The organism is Dickeya undicola, assembly GCF_000784735.1.
Classification (GTDB): Bacteria; Pseudomonadota; Gammaproteobacteria; order Enterobacterales; family Enterobacteriaceae; genus Dickeya; species Dickeya undicola.
This window is the reverse complement of record NZ_JSYG01000009.1, coordinates 69,515-87,653: the sequence shown is the minus strand read 5'-3', so window position 1 is coordinate 87,653 and position 18,139 is coordinate 69,515. Positions and strand designations below refer to the sequence as shown.

18 protein-coding genes and 1 pseudogene are annotated in these 18,139 nt (G+C 53.3%); 8 read left to right on the top strand and 11 right to left on the bottom strand.

The window, feature by feature from the left end; translation table 11 throughout:
* Nucleotides 1-280: 280 nt before the first annotated feature.
* The 5 genes from dgoR (at nt 281) to OB87_RS04815 (ending at nt 5,285) form a co-directional block, all read left to right on the top strand.
* Complete coding sequence (gene dgoR / locus OB87_RS04835; RefSeq protein ID WP_033568307.1) at nt 281-979, top strand: D-galactonate utilization transcriptional regulator DgoR; 699 nt, start codon at nt 281-283, stop codon at nt 977-979.
* Nucleotides 976-1,872: a 2-dehydro-3-deoxygalactonokinase gene (locus OB87_RS04830; protein ID WP_033568306.1), complete on the top strand. Its 897-nt coding sequence runs from the start codon at nt 976-978 to the stop codon at nt 1,870-1,872. The genes dgoR and OB87_RS04830 overlap by 4 nt, the downstream gene beginning before the upstream one ends.
* Complete coding sequence (locus OB87_RS04825; RefSeq protein ID WP_033568305.1) at nt 1,856-2,473, top strand: 2-dehydro-3-deoxy-6-phosphogalactonate aldolase; 618 nt, start codon at nt 1,856-1,858, stop codon at nt 2,471-2,473. Before OB87_RS04830 ends, OB87_RS04825 begins: the two co-directional genes overlap by 17 nt.
* On the top strand, nt 2,470-3,618 hold the full coding sequence (dgoD, locus tag OB87_RS04820) for a galactonate dehydratase (protein WP_033568304.1): 1,149 nt from the start codon (nt 2,470-2,472) through the stop codon (nt 3,616-3,618). Before OB87_RS04825 ends, dgoD begins: the two co-directional genes overlap by 4 nt.
* 377 nt (nt 3,619-3,995) lie before the next feature.
* Complete coding sequence (locus OB87_RS04815) at nt 3,996-5,285, top strand: MFS transporter (RefSeq protein WP_033568303.1); 1,290 nt, start codon at nt 3,996-3,998, stop codon at nt 5,283-5,285.
* A 30-nt stretch (nt 5,286-5,315) separates the two neighbouring features.
* Here OB87_RS04815 and OB87_RS20530 read toward each other — a convergent pair.
* The 4 genes and pseudogenes from OB87_RS20530 to OB87_RS04800 all read right to left on the bottom strand — a co-directional run.
* Nucleotides 5,316-5,420: pseudogene (locus OB87_RS20530) on the bottom strand (ArsB/NhaD family transporter); the annotation flags it as partial.
* Nucleotides 5,421-5,556: 136 nt separating this feature from the next.
* The gene (arsC, locus tag OB87_RS04810; protein WP_033568302.1) at nt 5,557-5,982 is read right to left on the bottom strand and encodes a glutaredoxin-dependent arsenate reductase; all 426 of its coding nucleotides are present in this window, start codon (nt 5,980-5,982) and stop codon (nt 5,557-5,559) included.
* Nucleotides 5,983-6,025: 43 nt separating this feature from the next.
* On the bottom strand, nt 6,026-7,309 hold the full coding sequence (locus OB87_RS04805) for an arsenic transporter (RefSeq protein ID WP_033568301.1): 1,284 nt from the start codon (nt 7,307-7,309) through the stop codon (nt 6,026-6,028).
* Nucleotides 7,310-7,357: 48 nt separating this feature from the next.
* Nucleotides 7,358-7,690: a metalloregulator ArsR/SmtB family transcription factor gene (locus OB87_RS04800; protein ID WP_033568300.1), complete on the bottom strand. Its 333-nt coding sequence runs from the start codon at nt 7,688-7,690 to the stop codon at nt 7,358-7,360.
* A 697-nt stretch (nt 7,691-8,387) separates the two neighbouring features.
* Between OB87_RS04800 and OB87_RS04795 the strand changes: the two genes are divergently transcribed.
* Together OB87_RS04795 and OB87_RS04790 are read left to right on the top strand one after the other, a co-directional pair.
* Entirely contained in the window at nt 8,388-8,753 is a 366-nt protein-coding gene (locus tag OB87_RS04795; protein ID WP_033568299.1) for a protease inhibitor I42 family protein, read from the top strand.
* Between the two features lie 538 nt (nt 8,754-9,291).
* The gene (locus OB87_RS04790; protein ID WP_033568298.1) at nt 9,292-9,825 is read left to right on the top strand and encodes a hypothetical protein; all 534 of its coding nucleotides are present in this window, start codon (nt 9,292-9,294) and stop codon (nt 9,823-9,825) included.
* Nucleotides 9,826-9,912: 87 nt separating this feature from the next.
* On the opposite strand, the gene OB87_RS04785 is transcribed toward OB87_RS04790, so the two are convergent.
* Entirely contained in the window at nt 9,913-10,254 is a 342-nt protein-coding gene (locus OB87_RS04785; protein WP_033568297.1) for a GlpM family protein, read from the bottom strand.
* A gap of 287 nt (nt 10,255-10,541) precedes the next feature.
* Here OB87_RS04785 and pemB point away from each other — a divergent pair, with 287 nt between their 5' ends.
* A complete protein-coding gene (gene pemB / locus OB87_RS04780; protein ID WP_072025429.1) occupies nt 10,542-11,843 on the top strand; it encodes a pectinesterase PemB in 1,302 nt (433 codons plus the stop codon).
* A 56-nt stretch (nt 11,844-11,899) separates the two neighbouring features.
* Here the strand turns inward: pemB and OB87_RS04775 are convergent, their stop codons facing one another.
* From OB87_RS04775 to OB87_RS04750, 6 genes are all read right to left on the bottom strand, one after another.
* Nucleotides 11,900-13,189: an HlyD family secretion protein gene (locus OB87_RS04775; protein WP_081977350.1), complete on the bottom strand. Its 1,290-nt coding sequence runs from the start codon at nt 13,187-13,189 to the stop codon at nt 11,900-11,902.
* Nucleotides 13,179-14,624, bottom strand: a complete 1,446-nt coding sequence (locus OB87_RS04770; RefSeq protein ID WP_033568296.1) for a TolC family protein — start codon at nt 14,622-14,624, stop codon at nt 13,179-13,181. Before OB87_RS04770 ends, OB87_RS04775 begins: the two co-directional genes overlap by 11 nt.
* On the bottom strand, nt 14,614-15,792 hold the full coding sequence (locus tag OB87_RS04765; RefSeq protein WP_033568295.1) for an ABC transporter permease: 1,179 nt from the start codon (nt 15,790-15,792) through the stop codon (nt 14,614-14,616). The genes OB87_RS04770 and OB87_RS04765 overlap by 11 nt, the downstream gene beginning before the upstream one ends.
* A 7-nt stretch (nt 15,793-15,799) precedes the next feature.
* The gene (locus OB87_RS04760; protein WP_050515638.1) at nt 15,800-16,456 is read right to left on the bottom strand and encodes an ABC transporter ATP-binding protein; all 657 of its coding nucleotides are present in this window, start codon (nt 16,454-16,456) and stop codon (nt 15,800-15,802) included.
* Between the two features lie 418 nt (nt 16,457-16,874).
* Nucleotides 16,875-17,279 carry a hypothetical protein gene (locus tag OB87_RS04755; RefSeq protein WP_033568294.1) on the bottom strand — a complete coding sequence of 135 codons (405 nt, stop codon included), beginning with the start codon at nt 17,277-17,279 and terminating at the stop codon, nt 16,875-16,877.
* Between the two features lie 337 nt (nt 17,280-17,616).
* The gene (locus OB87_RS04750) at nt 17,617-18,099 is read right to left on the bottom strand and encodes an Hsp20 family protein (RefSeq protein ID WP_033568293.1); all 483 of its coding nucleotides are present in this window, start codon (nt 18,097-18,099) and stop codon (nt 17,617-17,619) included.
* Between the last annotated feature and the right edge of the window lie 40 nt (nt 18,100-18,139).

The following is an 18,139-nucleotide window of genomic DNA, read 5'->3' as shown; positions in this document are numbered from 1 at the left end:
AGCCATCAACAATCCCTCAAAGACGCTCTCGCGCCGCAGACCATGTTCAGCCCCCCGCCCCCTCACCACACCGCCACATTTTAACCCTGGCGTTACAAATTTGCATTTATTGCCTGTTTTGTGATCCACATTGTAGTACAACAATATTAAATAGCACTACAATCAGCGCAACGAATGAGGGAAGGATGCGGTTATTGTGCAACAATTCGACGACGTCAGGCGGCATGGTGGGTAAAGTAAGTGCCGTGATATCAATCCGTTTTGTCTCGTTGAGGTGATGATGAATAAGCAGGAATTAAGCAAAACCGACCGCATCATTCTGGATATTGGCCAACAAATCGTTAGTGGGAAGTACGCACCGGGCACGCCGTTACCCGCAGAAGCGGAGCTATGTGAAGAGTTTCAGACTTCGCGCAACATCATTCGTGAAGTGTTCAGAGCGCTGATGGCGAAAAGACTGGTGGAAGTGAAACGGTATCGTGGCGCGTTTGTGGCCGCGCGTAACCAGTGGAATTACCTGGATACCGACGTTCTGCAATGGGTTCTGGCAAGCGACTACGACCCGCGTCTGATCAGCGCAATGAGCGAGGTGCGTAATCTGGTGGAGCCGACGATTGCCCGCTGGGCTGCCGAACGGGCGACCTCAAGTGAACTGGCGGTGATTGAAGCGGCGCTAAACGACATGATTTCCAACCATCAGAATCGTGATGCGTTTAATGAAGCGGATATTCGCTTCCATGAGGCGGTCCTGGCGGCGGTGCACAACCCGGTGTTACAGCAGTTGAGCGTCGCGATCAGTTCGCTACAGCGTGCGGTGTTTGAGCGCACCTATATGCCGGACGAAGACAACATGCCACGGACATTGCGTGAACATCAGGATCTCTACGATGCCATTCGGCATCAGGATATTGAAGCAGCAGAGCGGGCGGCGTTGACCATGATCGCCAGCTCGACCAAACGGTTAAAGGACATTACATGAGTGAAAGCTATATCGCCATTGACTGGGGTTCGACCAACCTGCGGGCGTGGCTGTATCGGGATGGCGTCTGTATCGACAGCGTGAAGTCTGAAGCGGGCGTCACACGGTTGAATGGCCAAACGCCGCAGCAGGTTTTTCAGCAGACTGTTGCGCCGTGGCAGCAGCATAGCCTGCCTGTCGTGATGGCGGGCATGATTGGCAGCAATGCGGGCTGGCTTTCCGTGCCGTATCTGTCATGCCCGACTCTCCTGACGGACATCGCCCATCGGCTGACCCGTGTGGACGAAGCCAGCCCGATGGCCGCGTGGATTGTACCAGGGTTGAGTATTGCGCAAGACGACAACTGCAATGTGATTCGCGGTGAAGAAACCCAGCTTATTGGTGCCTATAGCGAATGTCCTTCCTCGCTTTATTTGATGCCGGGAACGCACTCGAAATGGGTGCGGACCGATGACAGCACCGTGCTGGATTTTCGCACCGTGATGACCGGTGAGCTGCACCACCTGCTGATGACGCAGTCGTTAATCGGCGTGGGGCTGACGGAGCAGCAACCGTCCCCCGACGCGTTCCAGCAAGGGCTGGCGCTGGGTTTTGCCGATGACAACATCATCCGTTGCCTGTTTGAAACCCGCGCTGCGCATGTGCTGGGGCGTCTGGAGAAAAGTGCCGTGAGCGACTGGCTGTCCGGATTATTGATTGGCAACGAAGTCTCACAAATGCAGCGCCATTATCAGGTGGCGGCGGAAGAGTCCATCACCTTAATCGGCTCCCCTGCCCTGACCGCGCGCTATGAAAAAGCATTACAACACGCTGGATTACGCTGGCAGCCGCTGGATGGTGATCGGGCGTTTCAGGCAGGCATAAGGAGCATTGTTAATGAGTTGGAATACTAACCTTCCCTTGATTGCGATTCTGCGCGGGATCACGCCGGATGAGGTGCTGGCACATGTCGCGGCATTGCTGGATGCCGGATTCGATGCGGTGGAGATCCCTCTGAATTCACCAAACCCGTATGAAAGTATTCAACTGGCGGTGAAACATTTTGGCAGCCGCGCCCTGATTGGCGCAGGCACGGTACTGAAAGCCGACTATGTCGACAAATTACAGGAAATTGGCAGCAAGCTGGTGGTCACCCCCAACATTTCTCCCGATGTTATTCGCCGGGCGGTGGATTACGGCATGACGGTGTGTCCGGGCTGCGCCACCGCGACGGAAGCCTTCACGGCGCTGGATGCGGGCGCGCAATCGCTGAAAATTTTCCCGTCGTCGGCGTTTGGGCCGGACTACATCAAGGCGCTAAAGGCGGTATTGCCCAAAGACATTCCCGTCTTTGCCGTCGGTGGCGTCACGCCAGAAAACCTGAAGGATTACCTTCGCGCGGGTTGCATCGGTGCCGGATTAGGCAGCGATCTGTACCGAGCCGGTCAGTCGGTTGAGGTTACCGCGCAAAAAGCACAAGCATTTGTTAACGCCTATAAGGACGCTGTTGAATGAAAATTACCAAAGTCACCACATACCGGCTGCCGCCACGCTGGATGTTCCTGAAAATTGAAACCGATGAAGGCGTTGTCGGCTGGGGCGAACCGGTTATCGAAGGCCGAGCGCGTACCGTTGAAGCGGCCGTTCACGAACTGTCTGACTATTTGATTGGGCAAGACCCAGCACGCATCAACGATATCTGGCAGGTGCTTTACCGTGCGGGCTTCTACCGCGGCGGTCCGATCCTGATGAGCGCTATCGCCGGTATCGACCAGGCATTGTGGGATATTAAAGGCAAGGTGCTGGGTGTGCCGGTTTATCAGTTGTTGGGCGGGCTGGTTCGCAACAAGATCAAAGCCTACAGTTGGGTTGGCGGCGATCGTCCTTCCGAAGTGATCGCGGGCATCAAAAAGCTGACCCAAATTGGCTTTGATACCTTCAAGCTGAACGGCTGTGAAGAGATGGGCATCATTGATAACTCGCGCAAAGTGGATGCGGCGGTGGCCGTGGTCGCGGAAATCCGCGAAGCCTTTGGTAACAGCATCGAGTTCGGTCTGGATTTCCACGGCCGTGTGGATGCGCCGATGGCGAAAATCTTAATCAAAGAGCTGGAACCGTACCGTCCACTGTTTATTGAAGAGCCGGTGTTGGCTGAACAGGCGGAGTATTATCCGCGTCTGGCAGCGCAAACCCATCTGCCGATTGCGGCAGGCGAGCGTATGTTCTCTCGCTTTGATTTTAAACGCGTACTGGCAGACGGCGGGCTGGCCATTATTCAGCCTGACTTGTCTCATGCAGGCGGTATTACCGAGTGCTTTAAAATTGCCGCAATGGCAGAGTCTTATGATGTTGCGCTGGCACCACACTGTCCATTAGGCCCCATTGCTCTGGCTTCCTGTTTGCATCTCGACTTTGTGGCGCGTAACGCGGTATTCCAGGAGCAAAGTATGGGCATCCATTATAATAAAGGTGCCGAGCTGTTGGATTATGTCGTCAATAAAGAAGACTTTGCCATGACCGACGGTCATTTCTACCCTCTGAATAAGCCTGGCCTCGGTGTGGAAATTAATGAAGAGTTAGTCATCGAACGCAGTAAAAATGCGCCAGACTGGCGTAACCCGGTGTGGCGTTACGCGGATGGTGCCGTTGCTGAGTGGTAATAGATAACGACTCTCCCCAGCGCAATCGAATAGAGCAAATATAATTTTTCACGAAATATATTACATCGTGAGGGAGCACTATTTTATTAAAACTGGGGAGATGAGTATTTCACTCATCATATAATCGTCATGCTTCAATTCGCAGGCACGCTGGTTTTCCTGCAACTTGAAGTATGACGGGTATAGGCGTGCCATCACCGGGGTTTAAAACACGCCATTATCAATAAAAGAATGCATTGACTGTGCGCGGTTATTGGTTTCATTAGAAAAAATAAAGCATACCAACTGCTGGTGTTATTGAGCATTCAAGCATTGAACGTTCAATAATAGCGGGCAATAAGTATGGCTGTCCGTTTACTAAAAAATAGGAACAGAAGATGGATATGACAATAACTACCCGTCCTACAAAACGGCGTTATCTCACCTTACTGATGATTTTTATTACGGTCGTCATCTGCTATGTGGATCGAGCCAACCTGGCCGTGGCATCGGCACATATTCAAAGAGAGTTCGGCATTACAAAAACACAAATGGGCTATATCTTTTCCGCCTTTGCCTGGACCTATACGTTATGCCAAATCCCCGGTGGCTGGTTCCTTGACCGCGTCGGCTCAAAGGTCACCTATTTTATCGCCATCATGGGGTGGTCGATTGCCACATTACTGCAAGGCTTCGCCACCGGGCTGGCGTCGTTGATTGGTTTACGCGCCGTGACCGGGCTGTTTGAAGCGCCCGCCTTTCCGACCAATAACCGTATGGTGACCAGTTGGTTCCCAGAGCAAGAACGTGCTTCCGCCGTTGGTTTTTATACGTCAGGACAATTCGTTGGTCTGGCATTCCTGACGCCATTACTTATCTGGTTGCAGGAGCTTCTGAGCTGGCACTGGGTATTCATTGTTACTGGCGGTGTCGGTATTGTCTGGGCCATTATCTGGCACGTGGTTTATCAGTCACCGAAGAAAAGTAAAGGGATCAACCAGGCCGAGTTGGATTACATTGCCGAAGGCGGTGGTATGGTTGATGGCGATGCGCCGATCGAGAAAAAAGCGCGTCAGCCTTTGACCGCCGCCGACTGGAAACTGGTGTTTAACCGCAAGCTGGTGGGCGTCTATATCGGGCAGTTTGCCGTGACATCCACATTGTGGTTCTTCCTGACGTGGTTCCCTAACTACCTGACGCAGGAAAAACACATTAGCGCACTGACGGCTGGCTTTATGACGACGGTGCCTTTCCTGGCGGCGTTTGTCGGCGTGTTACTGTCCGGATTTGTGGCGGACCGTCTGGTGCGTAGCGGAAAATCGATTGGCCTGGCGCGTAAAACGCCGATTATCTGCGGCCTGTTGATTTCCACCTGCATTATGGGGGCAAACTATACCAACGACCCGATGTGGATTATGACGTTGATGGCGCTGGCGTTCTTTGGTAATGGCTTTGCCTCCATCACCTGGTCGCTGGTGTCGTCATTGGCACCGATTCGCCTGATTGGTCTGACGGGGGGCGTGTTTAACTTTGTCGGCGGTTTGGGTGGTATCACGGTGCCATTGATTATTGGTTATCTGGCGCAGGATTACGGTTTTGCCCCAGCGCTGACCTACATTGCCGGTGTCGCACTGGTTGGCGCACTGTCTTATATCTTACTGGTAGGCGAAGTGAAGCGTGTAGCGTAACGCTCATCGCTGCATACTGTAGGGAATGACGGCGGTAACCATGTTGACCAGATTGGATACCACCAGCGGTAAACTTGATGTAGCGGCGATAAACCCGGCCGTCATCACGAATACCACCGTTGTGCGACGGCTAAATCTATCGCCGTCGGCATCGTCACGATAATGAGCGCCCCGTTCGCGTTTCAGGTACTCGCGAACGGGGTTACCGCACTATAAGAAGGTTTGGCCTACGCTGACTGCTGGGCTAGTAAGGCTGATGTCCAGGTCCATTCTATTTCACTCGCTTGCCAGATTTATCGACGACTATCTCACCATCCTCTTTGATAAATTCCCCTTGCTGCGCATCGGGTAAAATATCCAGCACCACTTCTGACGGGCGGCACAAGCGAGTGCCACGCGGTGTCACGACAATCGGGCGGTTGATAAGAATTGGGTGCGTCAGCATGAAGGCGATCAATTGCTCATCACTGAACTTCTCTTCGGCCAGCCCCAGTTGTGCATAAGGCTCTACATTTTGACGTAACAGCGCCTGGGGGGTAATGCCCATTGCGGAGATTAATCTAACCAACTCATCTTTCGATGGAGGGGTTTCAAGGTAGTGAATCACGGTGGGTTCGACACCGCTATTACGAATCAGCGCCAGTGTATTACGGGAGGTTCCGCACGCGGGATTATGGTAGATGGTAATGTCTGTCATCGTTTTTCTCTTCAAAAGGATTTGCGGTGTACCACCGCGCAAGTCAGAGGGAAAGACGCAGCGCCAAGGCGGCCAGCGTCACAAACAGCACTGGGAATGTCATCACCACACCCACGCGAAAGTAATATCCCCATTTGATACTGATCTCTTTCTGCGCCAGCACATGTAACCACAGCAACGTGGCCAGGCTACCGATGGGTGTCAGTTTCGGCCCTAAATCACAGCCGATGATGTTGGCGTAAATCATCGCGTCACGGATCACCCCATCCGCAGTGGAAGCGTCGATCGAAAGCGCCCCGATAAGGACCGTTGGCATATTGTTCATCACTGACGACAGAACCGCCGTCAGGAAACCGGTGCCCCATGTCGCTGCCCATAATCCCTGTGCAGCAAACGCATTCAGCAACTGTGTCAGATAATCGGTCAGGCCTGCATTGCGCAGCCCATACACCACCAGATACATTCCCAGCGAGAACACCACAATCTGCCAGGGAGCATCACGCACCACCTTGGTGGTATCAATAATCTGCCCGCGCCGCGCCACCAGCCAAAGAATCCCGGCGGCGACAGTCGCGACCAGGCTGACAGGCACGCCCAGCGGCTCCAGCACGAAAAACCCTGTCAGCAACAGCAGCAAAACACACCACCCGGCGATGAAAGTCTGCCGATCGCGAATGACGGCGGCCGGTTTTTGCAGCTTGTCCAGGTCATAACCGGCAGGAATTTCCCGCCGAAAGAAGCCGTGAAGAACACCCAGCGTGGCAATGACCGAGGCAATATTCACCGGAATCATGACCGACGCATAGGTCGTAAAGCCAATACGAAAATAGTCTGCGCTAACAATATTGACCAGATTAGATACCACCAACGGTAAACTTGATGTATCGGCGATAAACCCGGCCGCCATCACGAATGCTAACGTTGAGCCACGGCTAAACCCAAGCGCCGTCAACATCGCCACGACAATGGGCGTCAGGATAAGCGCGGCACCATCATTAGCGAATAACGCCGCAACCAATGCGCCTAATACAATCATTAGGGTCAATAAGCGTTTTCCCTTCCCCTGACCTCTGCGCGCCATATGTAATGCCGCCCACTCAAAAAAACCGGACTTATCAAGCAGCAAACTGATAATAATCACGGCAATAAACGCCGTCGTCGCATTCCAGACGATATGCCACACCACAGGAATATCCGCCAGGTGAATAACCCCGGTCACGAGCGCCAGCATCGCCCCAAACGACGCACTCCAGCCAATACCCAAACCACGCGGTTGCCAGATGACCAGTATCAGCGTCAGTATAAAAATGGCTCCAGCCAGTAACATGTTGCCCCCAAATACATATGAAAAATAAGATATATCAGGATAAATCTTTTACTCGCACCGGCCCTTCTGCTCCAGCCTGCTCACGAGGTTAGCCACCTCATGTCGTTGGCTGAGCCACGCCTGCTCTACAACCGCGGCACACCAGGCTGGAACATGCGGAGAAAGCCGGTAATGAATCCATTTTCCCTGGCGACGATCCAGTAATAATCCGGCTTCCCGCAATAGCGCAAGATGACGGGATATCTTGGGCTGGGATGCCTGAAGCCCTGAGCAAAGATCGCAAACACATAGCTCACCGGCCTCACGCAATAAGAGTACAATCGAAAGGCGGGTGTCATCAGACAAGGCTTTAAACAGCTCCAGTGGGGTAAGGATATTCATGAAAGCCTCCTGATGTCGAATTCAAATATGATAAAGCAGATATGTTTGCTGTGGCAATGGTATGTTGTGGCGCGATACGTTTGGACGAGCACCGCTACACCGCAGAGTCCTCAGAAGTTGGCATTCGCATGTGACGGGTAAGCGGCGACGTTGCCGGGAGCAGCATCAAACACAGCGAATGGCAGCCTGAAAGACGAGACTCATAGGGAAACCGGTTATTAAAATCAACGCACCCACAGTTTATAATATGCCAGCATACAAAAAATGACATCATCTGTTATTGATTACACACTCATTATTTAATTCAAAAATAAACACCTTATTTAAAAATCACTCTCTATTATATAAATTAAACCGATCCGCACCACACCTTATTGGATGATTTCATTACCAATTGAAGTGAGGAAAAGGCACTTAAAAAAATAATTTCCCAATATAAATTTGCCATTTCTTCATTCCATGCCACCCTTATATGGCATGTTTTATTTTTATCATCGAGGTAAGAAATGTCTTCCAACACACATTATTCCCATCCTATCTGTTGCGTTCACCTTTTGCTTTCTGAACATCAGCCTTCCATTTATATACGGGCTTGCCAGAGCGGTAAGGGTAATTGCCTGCCTGACAGAAAACAAGGACCCTAGAAATTCATGAACAGGTCATCATTTATTATTCACGATTATCTCTGGAGGAATACATGAAGAAATTCGCCCTTGCTGTTGGTCTGTTATTTCCGTTAAGCGTGATGGCAGCGTCAGCTGTCGAAAACCAACACAAAGAAACTAAAGTCGGCGAGCAGTTTGAAGTGACACTACCGGCCAACCCCAGCACCGGTTATACCTGGGCGATTAAGAAACTGCCTGATATCGTCGTGCTGACTGGCAAAACCTACAAGCCCGGTGCAGACTGTCACGACAAAGTCGGATGCGGCGGCCATGAAATGTTTCACTTCAAGGCGGTAAAAGCAGGTGAAGGCGAAATCGACCTGTCGTATGTCCGCCCGTGGGAAAAACAACCTCAGCCTGATGATAAAGACGCGGTTATCAAGGTGACCGTGAAGTAACGCACGCTTGTCGTTAGGCGAGGTTTAAAACGCCCTCGCCTGACAGCATCCGTTAACGCAGTATCATTCTTCCGCGCCAGCCACCATTTGCTGGCGCTTATCCCATCGCGCCTGCGCGGCCAGCACCGCCCATAAAACCTCATTACTCCCATGCAGCTTGTACGAATCCAATACGATATCGTTTGGGGTTATCACCGCAATGTTACTGACGGTCGTATCCTCAGAAAAAACTCGCTAAAGTAAGTGGATAAACCCGATATAACGTGAGAAAAATAATGCGGTTCGACGACTGGTTATGGCGTAAGAAACTGATTGTCCTACTGGTTGTGGTCGTGGTGATTGAACTGTTACTCCTGCTGGTTCCCTGGGATCATCTCTGAGTTGCCAGGCAGGCGTTTAGTCATAGCAAATAAATCGTTCTGAGAATCCGACAGTCGACGTAAGATAGACGCATGATTACCGCCAAGCCCATACGGTTCCTGTCCCCCGTCAGGCGCAAGGCCCACTCCCCTAGCAACATACAATCACGAGGGATCTCATGAACAGGCTACATACCCCTTTGCTGGCGCTTGCCTTATCGCTACTGTCATTGACGGCATCCGCAGCCGATGGCTACAAAAACCTGAAATTCGGTGCCTCTGCCACCACCATTCGGCAGCAGGCCAACTGTTCACTGCGCGGCCCGGAAATGATCATGGGGCAAACGGTATATATCTGCCCGGACTTCAGCTTCGCCGACAAAAAAACGCAGGCGATCTTCAGTTTCAACAATGACAAGTTCAACCGTCTGGCAATTTCGATAACGCTGGCTGACGTACCCAGCGTAGTGGAAGGGTTGAAAAGCAAATACGGCATGACGGCACCGTTATCCGCCAATGATGTTGATACCTTCATGAACAAACCCAACACACGGGTAACCGCCAGATTCGACAAGAACAATATCACGCTGGTGTTCGATAACGGCATCGACAGCCGGAAGAACATCTACCTGGTATACAACGCGGAAAATAGCGTCAGCGCCGGTCAAACCGCTGCACCCGCTACCCGTGGCATCACCAAGGACGACCTGTAACCCGCCTTCCCGGCGTTCACCACGCCGGGCATTTCTTTCGTCAATATCACGCAGTTATCGCCACGTCAGCGTTATCCGGCATAAGCGTTATCCGGCATAGTAGCTGCTCCAGGCTTTCACCAGCACCGCCGCCGATACACTCCAGCACACAACCGCCAACGCCAGCGCGGGAGGCAACCGCATGATGCCGGTAAAGTAATAAAGCGAAATCAGGTACACCAGATAAGGAATCACCGCCCAAATGCCAAATAGAATGGTGGTGCGCAACGCCTCCGTACCGCGCTCCGCCCCGACGATGTAATGTGCTATCAACGCAAACGTCGGGAACAACGGCACCAACCCGGCAATATAGTAATTACGGGTTTTAGCCAGCAGGCCGATCAGTACCACAACGATAGCGCCCAGCGCCGCTTTTATCAGTAATGCCATGTTTTATGATGTTCAGTTATCGGTTTACCATCCGGCCGTCGGTCACGCCCGCCCTTTCCGTCGCCAATTCTCCGACGGAACGATCCTATATCTAACAGAAATGCCGCTAAAAATCAGAATTGCACTGCATGTCGTCGCAACCGCTCGCAGAGAAAAAAATGAAACGCGGGTTTATTTTTCAGAAACCATGATCCCGCTTCGCGTTTTTTCGTATCGGGTTGAGTAGCCTGCCACAGGTTAACGTTCACGAATACAACAACATGACCTCAACCTGAAAGGAGTATGCTGTGAGTCTGACACACTATTCCGGGCTGGCCGCTGCGGTGTCCATGTCACTGATCCTGGCCGCCTGCGCCAGCCAGACGCCGAATCCGGCGCGTTTCCAACCGGTGTTTCCCGGAACTGACAGCCGTCCGGTGCTGTCGGCGCAGGAAGCCGGGCGTTTTACCCCGCAACACTATTTCGCCCTGGGCGGCGAGTACACCAGACCGGTGGCAGATGGCTGGATGCCAACACCAATTGATACCTCTCACGTCACGGCTAACTATGTGGTCGGCCCCCAAACCGGGGTGGCGGGCGTGACCCATACCAGCATCCAGCAGGCGGTAAACGCCGCATTGCACCAGCATCCGGGTAAAGAACGGGTGTACATCAAATTACTGCCGGGCACGTATACCGGCACGGTATACATCCCGGCAGATGCACCGCCGTTGACACTGTTCGGTGCAGGAAAGCAACCGGAGCAGGTCGTGGTTTCGCTAGCGCTAGACTCAATGATGTCACCGGCCGAGTATCGCAACCGCGTCAATCCACATGGCCAATATCAACCGACGGACCCGGCCTGGTATATGTACGACACCTGTGCCGCTAAGACGGGTGCGACCATCAACACCACCTGCTCGGCGGTGATGTGGTCACAGAGCGACGGTTTTCAGTTGAAAAACCTGACGGTGGTCAACGCGCTGCTGGACACCGTTGACAATGGCACCCATCAGGCCGTCGCGCTACGCACCGACGGCGATCGGGTACAACTGGAAAATGTCCGCCTGCTGAGCCGTCAGGACACCTTCTTCGTCAATACCAGCGACCGCAAAAACAGCTATGTCACCGACCATTACAGCCGTGCCTATATCAAGGACAGTTATATTGAAGGGGATGTTGATTACGTGTTTGGCCGCGCCACCGCTGTGTTTGACGGAGTACATTTCCATACCGTATCCAGCCGTGGTTCGAAAGAAGCCTATGTGTTCGCGCCGGACAGTATCCCGTCGGTGAAATACGGCTTTTTGGTGATCAACAGTCGGTTAACCGGGGATGGCGGCTATCGCGGCTCGCAGAAAGCCAAACTGGGCCGCGCCTGGGACCAGGGGGCGAAGCAGACCGGTTACCTGCCGGGCAACACCGCCAACGGCCAGTTGGTGATCCGTGACAGCACCATTGATAGCAGCTACGACCTCGCTAACCCGTGGGGCGCGGCGGCCACCACCAACCGGCCGTTCAAGGGCAATATCAGCCCGCAGCGGGATCTGGACAACATCCATTTCAACCGGCTGTGGGAATACAACACCCAGGTATTACTGCACGAGTAATGCCAACGGTTCATCCACTTTTCGTGACACGAGAACGACGCCGATAAGGCGTCGTCTTACTGACGTGATCCGTTCGCTGTCCGGCAACAGTCCCACTTCCTGACCTCGCCGGGCTCCAGCCCGGTTACCAGAATGCCTTGCGGCAACGGCCCAACGACGTCAATGCGCCGTACTTCTTCGGGTGCCTGGGGCGTGCGACGATAATAGACCGCGGCCTTCCCCTGTTCATTCTGGCCGATCTCATCCGGTAACAGGACCATGCCATTAGGGTCGGAAAAGGTGGTGATTTTCAGCAGTGCAGACATGCCAAACCGCGGCACAGACTGCCCGACGTGGCAGCAGTCGAGATCGAAAACAACATCATAGGTAGCACCTGGCTGCCCGTCGATATAGTTGGCCTGCGGGCTGACCGCCCGTAACCGGCCAGTCAGCACCTGTCCCGGCAGCGCTTCGCTGGTAAGGACCGCCGACATCCCTGGTCGCAAGTGATCGATGTCCGCTTCGTCCGCTTTGGTCCATGCTTCAAAGTGCGCAACCCCCGCCAGGATGAATAAGGGGTCCCCAGCGTTGACCCGCTGCCCGAGGCGAGGAAAAGCCACTTTATCCTTGTCACCATTTTGTATACGCACCACATAACCGTCACTGGGTGCATACACCTCGTGGCGAGCCTGCTGATCGCGGATTTGCTGTAACTTTTGCTCAGCGTTATTCAGTTCCAGTTCGGCCATCGCCTGATTGTCCTCGTTTCCTGGCACCTGTGCGGCCGTTAATGCCTGACGCGCTGCCAGCAACTCCAGCCGCCGACTGGCTAACTGCTGCTGCAGACTGTCACGTTCCGAGCGTGCGATGATCCCCTGGTGATACAGCGGTTCCGCCGCATTCAATTGGCTGGACGCGTCCCGCTCACTCATTTCCGCCATGAGCAATGCCCGCCGGGCTGACATGACTTCGCTACTGCTTTCCCAATAGCGTAAACTCCGCAACGACTGATGTGCTTTGAGAAACTGTGCCTGCGCGTCGCGATACGCAAGTTGTAGCGGCGTGGTATCCAGCGTCAGCAAGGCATCGCCTTTACGTACCTGTTGCCCTTCCTGAACCTTTAACTGATTGATGTCACTTTCAAAAGGCGCGTTTATCAGGTACTGCTGTGCCGCCTGCACATGCGCCAGCAGCGTAATATGGTTCTCTACCGGCGACGGCGTGACCGCACGCCAGTGGGCTTCATCAGCCTTATCCGCCTTTACCGACGGCCAGAATAACCGCACCGCCACCAACATGACCGTCATCCCGCTGAATAAAGCCCATCGCCGCCAGCGAACATCACCATCGAGAACATTACCGATCATTCTGTTGTATCCCCCAGTGATCAAGGGTGGTGCCCAGCACGCGATCCAACTCAGCACGCGTATTGAGATAGGCTATCTGCGCGGATACGCGTGCGCTCTGCGCGGCACGCAAACTGCCCTGATAGCTCAACACCTGAAAGTTTGATGAACGCCCTGCCAGCAGTTTGGCTTGCTCCGCCTGTAGCGTTTTTTCTGACAACCGCGTCAGGCGGTCGGCAATCAAAAACTGCTGCCAACTGCTGTTAAGCGCGTTGACCTGCTGAGTAACCGTTTCTTCCAGTTGTTGATGTACATCCGCCATTTGTAGTAACTGTATTTTCCCCGCCACCCAGACGCGTTGCTCTTCCTGACGGGCTTGCAGGTCGTTCAGCGGGATAGACACATTCAGGCCGACATAGCGCTGCCAGCGGCTATCATTCTGGATATCCGCTGAGCGGGTGTTGAGCCGCCCGGCCCCAGCGACCAGATCCACCCCCCACAGGCGCTGATTTTTCGCCTGCATCAGGTAAATTTTCTGTTTGTGCGCCGTGAGCTGCTGAATCAGATAGTCAGGCTGATTTTTCATCGCCATTGCTATCGCCTGCGGCGCTTTCAGGGTGATCGGATGTATGTCGAGGCGTTCGCTGGCACTCAGTGCGGTACGGGTGTCGATGCCTAATAAGCCGCACAACGCCAGACGGCGTTCAGCCAGCGTATTCTCTTGCTGCTCCAGGCTTAACTGCTGCGAGGAGATATCGGCATCGCTCTGCAACCTGTCGAGCGCCGCCTGTCTGCCACTATCAATCAATGCCTGCATCACGTCGCGTTGCGCGCTGGCGCGTTGCAAAGACGCCTGCGCCAGCAGTACCCCTTGCTGTGCGGCCAGTAATCCGTAATAAGCCTGGATAATTAGAGTAATCGTTTCGGCGATCTGCTTTTGCTGGTTCAGGTGACCAATGCGTTCATCAAGCCGGGCCAGGCGTACCGGTGCGGTATTAAATTCGACACCCGCACCTTTTAGCAACGGCTGCACCACCGTGAGCGTGTTGCCCCGACTTCGGGTGCTGCCGAACGAGGTTAAGCCGGAATAGTCTTCGTTCCAGTCCGCTTCAAGCTGCGTTCCCAGCGGCGTCAGCAGGCTGGTGGAAAGGCCTGCATGATTTTCCTGCCCAGGCAATTGATCACCCGTGTTGCGACGATACTGATTGTTCAACACCAGATGCGGCCGGAAACTGTCTTCGGCAACCACCAGGTCAAACTTGTCCATCAGCCGGGTTAGCGCGACGCTTTTTAGCGTATTACTGTTGCGAACCCCCAGCGCGACCGCATCGGCCAGCGTGAGCGGTATTGTCTCTGGTGGTAATGGCGATTCAGCCATCGAGGCAGCCGCCACCGACAACCAGGGCAACATCAGCAGCGATAAAAAAGCGACAGTCTGTGCCGATTTAATGTTCACGCAGCGCCTCCGCAGGGGATAACCGCGCCGCCGTGAGAGACGGTTTCAGACCAAAAAACACGGCCAGCATCAATGCACTGCCGATAGCCAGCGGAAACACCCACGGGTCAGCCATCAGCGGCCAGTCGACATAACGGGTATACCCCCAGGCAAGCAGCGCCCCCGCCACGCAGCCCAACACGGCACCGGGCAGCGAAAGCAGCGCCGCTTCCAGCAAAAACAAAACACCGATGTCCAGTGAGCGTGCACCGATAGCTTGTCGCAGGCCGATCTCATGCCGCCGCGTCGACACGCTCATCACCATGACATTCATTACGCCAATGCCACCCATCAACAGCGCGACAGCAGCCAGCGCCACCAGCAAATAGCGGAAGGTCGTATTCTGCTTCGCCACGCTGTCGATAAGCTGCTGTTGAATCTGAACCTGGATCGTCCGCGTCGGCAGCATCTGTTCAAGCCAGGGGCGGATTGCATTAACCACCGGCGTCAGGAGCGCGGTCGATGTCACCTGTATGTACAGCAGGTCCGTGGTCGCAAAAGGAGAAATCCGCGTGATCGTTTCTATCGGCACCAGCACCACGTGATCGATAGTCTGCCCCCCCACCGATGCCGTAGTCGGTTTCAGGATACCGATAACATCGAAGGCGTAGCGGCCGAGCTGGAGCGCACGCGCCGATGAGGTGCCCGCCAGACGGGACGCCAGTTCCGCGCTGATAATGCTATAGGTACTGCGGCTGTCGTAGCGTGAAAACGCCCGCCCCTGCGTTAACGTTAACCCCAGCAACGGCATCAGATCCGGCGTAGAACCGATCACCACCAACGGGATAGCGTCATCGTCATTCTTCTGTGGCAGCCGGATATTCCAGCGCGCCAGCGGGACAATACGACGAATGCCACGATGGACACGGGCCAGCGCGGAAAAATCCAGATTAATCGGCAACGGGACTGCTGCGTGCTCATCCTCCTTTATGCCGATGTCAACCACAATGATATCACTGCCCAGATTGTCAAAGGCGCTCAATGCCACCTGCTGGGCGCTTTTACCCAGCAGCAACAGCGCCACCACCAACGCACTGCCAACGCCAATACCCAGCATCGCCAGCGACGCACGCTGATGAAACGCGAGCAGATTGCGGCAAGCCTCAAGCCACTGTTGCAGTACATTCATCCCGTGCTCACTCCGCGATCAGTACGCCGTCATGCATACGGCAACGCCGCTGCAGCCGCTGCGCCAATCGTTCGTCATGGGTCACCATGACGAGGGTTAACGCCCGCTGGCGGTTAATGTCCAGCAACAGGTTGATAATCTCTTGTGCGGTTTCTGCATCCAGATTACCGGTTGGCTCATCCGCCAGCAGCACGGTCGGTTCACCGACCAGCGCCCTGGCCAATGCCACCCGCTGACGCTGCCCACCGGACAGTGTTGCCGGGCGTTGCAGACGATGTGAATACATGCCCAATTCGCCCAGAACCCCGGCAGCACGGCGGCGGGCCTGCACTACCGGGACGTTCCGATACAACAGTGGCAGCGCCACGTTATCCAGTACGCTATGGCTGCTCAGCAAATGAAAATGCTGGAACACAAACCCCAGTTTTTGATTACGCAATCGGGCCCGCAAACGGTTGGAACACGGCTGGATATCCTCGCCATCCAGATGGTAGCTGCCCTGCTGTAGCGGCTCCAGCAGCCCCAGCACATTGAGCAGCGTACTTTTGCCGCTGCCAGAGCGGCCGAGAATAGCGCAGGTTTCTCCGTGCCGGATATGTAATGAAAGCGCGCGCAAGATAACCGTATCACCATAGCGGTGGTGCAAATTTTCAATCCGAATCACAGGTATAAGTTTCCTATCCGCACCCTGATATCCCGGCCCTACGCCAAGTTGCAGGTGCGTTGGCGGCGTTACTCGGCCCATTTCATGGGCCTCGCCCTAAAGAGCCAACGCATTACGTTGTTCAAAACGCTGCGCATTTTGCCCTGCCACTCGAATTATGTAGGGCATATAAAAAATGACCGGTACTTTATTAATCGGGGAACAACATTAATCGGGGAACAGCAACATGGTTATAAAAAGGAAAAACATAGCAAAATCAGCAAAAGTGATTTTGATACCATTTATATTTCCTTATATCCCATATCTACCCCGACAGTATTACACTGACACGTTTATCAGCGTATTTACTTTATCCATCACGTTTACTTCATTCATCTCAATGATGAGCATCGCCCTGATAACACCTCACCTGTTATTTTTAGTGAGGCACATCTGATGGAATAATGGCAACGACGGTCTGATCGAACATGATGTCATCCCTGAATTTATTCGCAGGGTCCGTGACACCGTTTTTACACTGTACTTTCGTATCCGCACTATTCGCCGGAACAAAAACGACATGCATCCTGGCAGGATGTTCACTCGGAAGTTGCCGCCCATGTTCACTCCCCAACTCAAAGGAGTGTACATTACCTATCATTTGACCATCTTTACGAGATATCGCCAGGCAGTAACCGCTTGTATTCGCCACATAAGTTTTAGTCTTACCCGGATGGTATGGGTTGAATGGTGGTGTGCCCACGCCTGAATCTGCCTGCACGGTGAATGCCGATAATAGCAAGCAGCCGACAGCAGCAGAAAAAAGACATTTTTCATATTTCATAACTCACCTCAGATGTTGTAAAAATAACATAATATAAAGATCACCTTGACGGTTACACGCCCACCAGAAACAGCATCGAATCAACACTATCTGAATACGTGAAATACTGGGAGCGTGAAAATATATTATTCAGCCACCCTCATATCGACATCAGAATATTCCCAACTCTCGAATCAGGAAAAGCATCACTATAAAATAAAAAAGAATAAATATTTCCATACAGCAATAGACAATCTGCAACGCGTCGGTCAATATCAGATAAGCGCATCTGAATTATTCATAAAAAAAAGCCCCGATATTATCGGGGCCAGACAGTGTAATGCGAAATAGGAAAGAATTAATGCTCATGCTCCAATGCCTGAGCCTCCGCCTGATTACGGTTTTCAATAGCAATTTTTTTCGGCTTTTCGTTTTCCGGAATATCCTGCTGCAAATTAATGGTCAGCAGGCCATTTTCCAGATGCGCGCCTTCCACCTTAACATGCTCCGGCAATGAATAACTGATGCTGAAATCAGTGTGATTGATGCTGCGATAGAGCCAGCCTTCCTGCTGACCTTCCGATACGTCGTCCTTGTGTTTCCCGCTGATGGTAAGCTGGCCACCATGCGTGCTGATCGTCAGTTCCTCTTCGCGCCAGCCAGGCACGCTAACCGTGATGCCATAGTGGGTGTCGTCAAGCCGACGGATATCGTAGGATGGCGTAGCGGTGAGCGGTGTATCGCCGGTCAATTGGCTGAACAACCGGTCGATACGGTTGAAGCGGTCAGAGAACAGCGAATCGGTGATGGCTGGAAATAAAGACATGGATTTGAATGCCATGGTTAACCTCCTGAATATATCGTTACACACATTCAAAAGT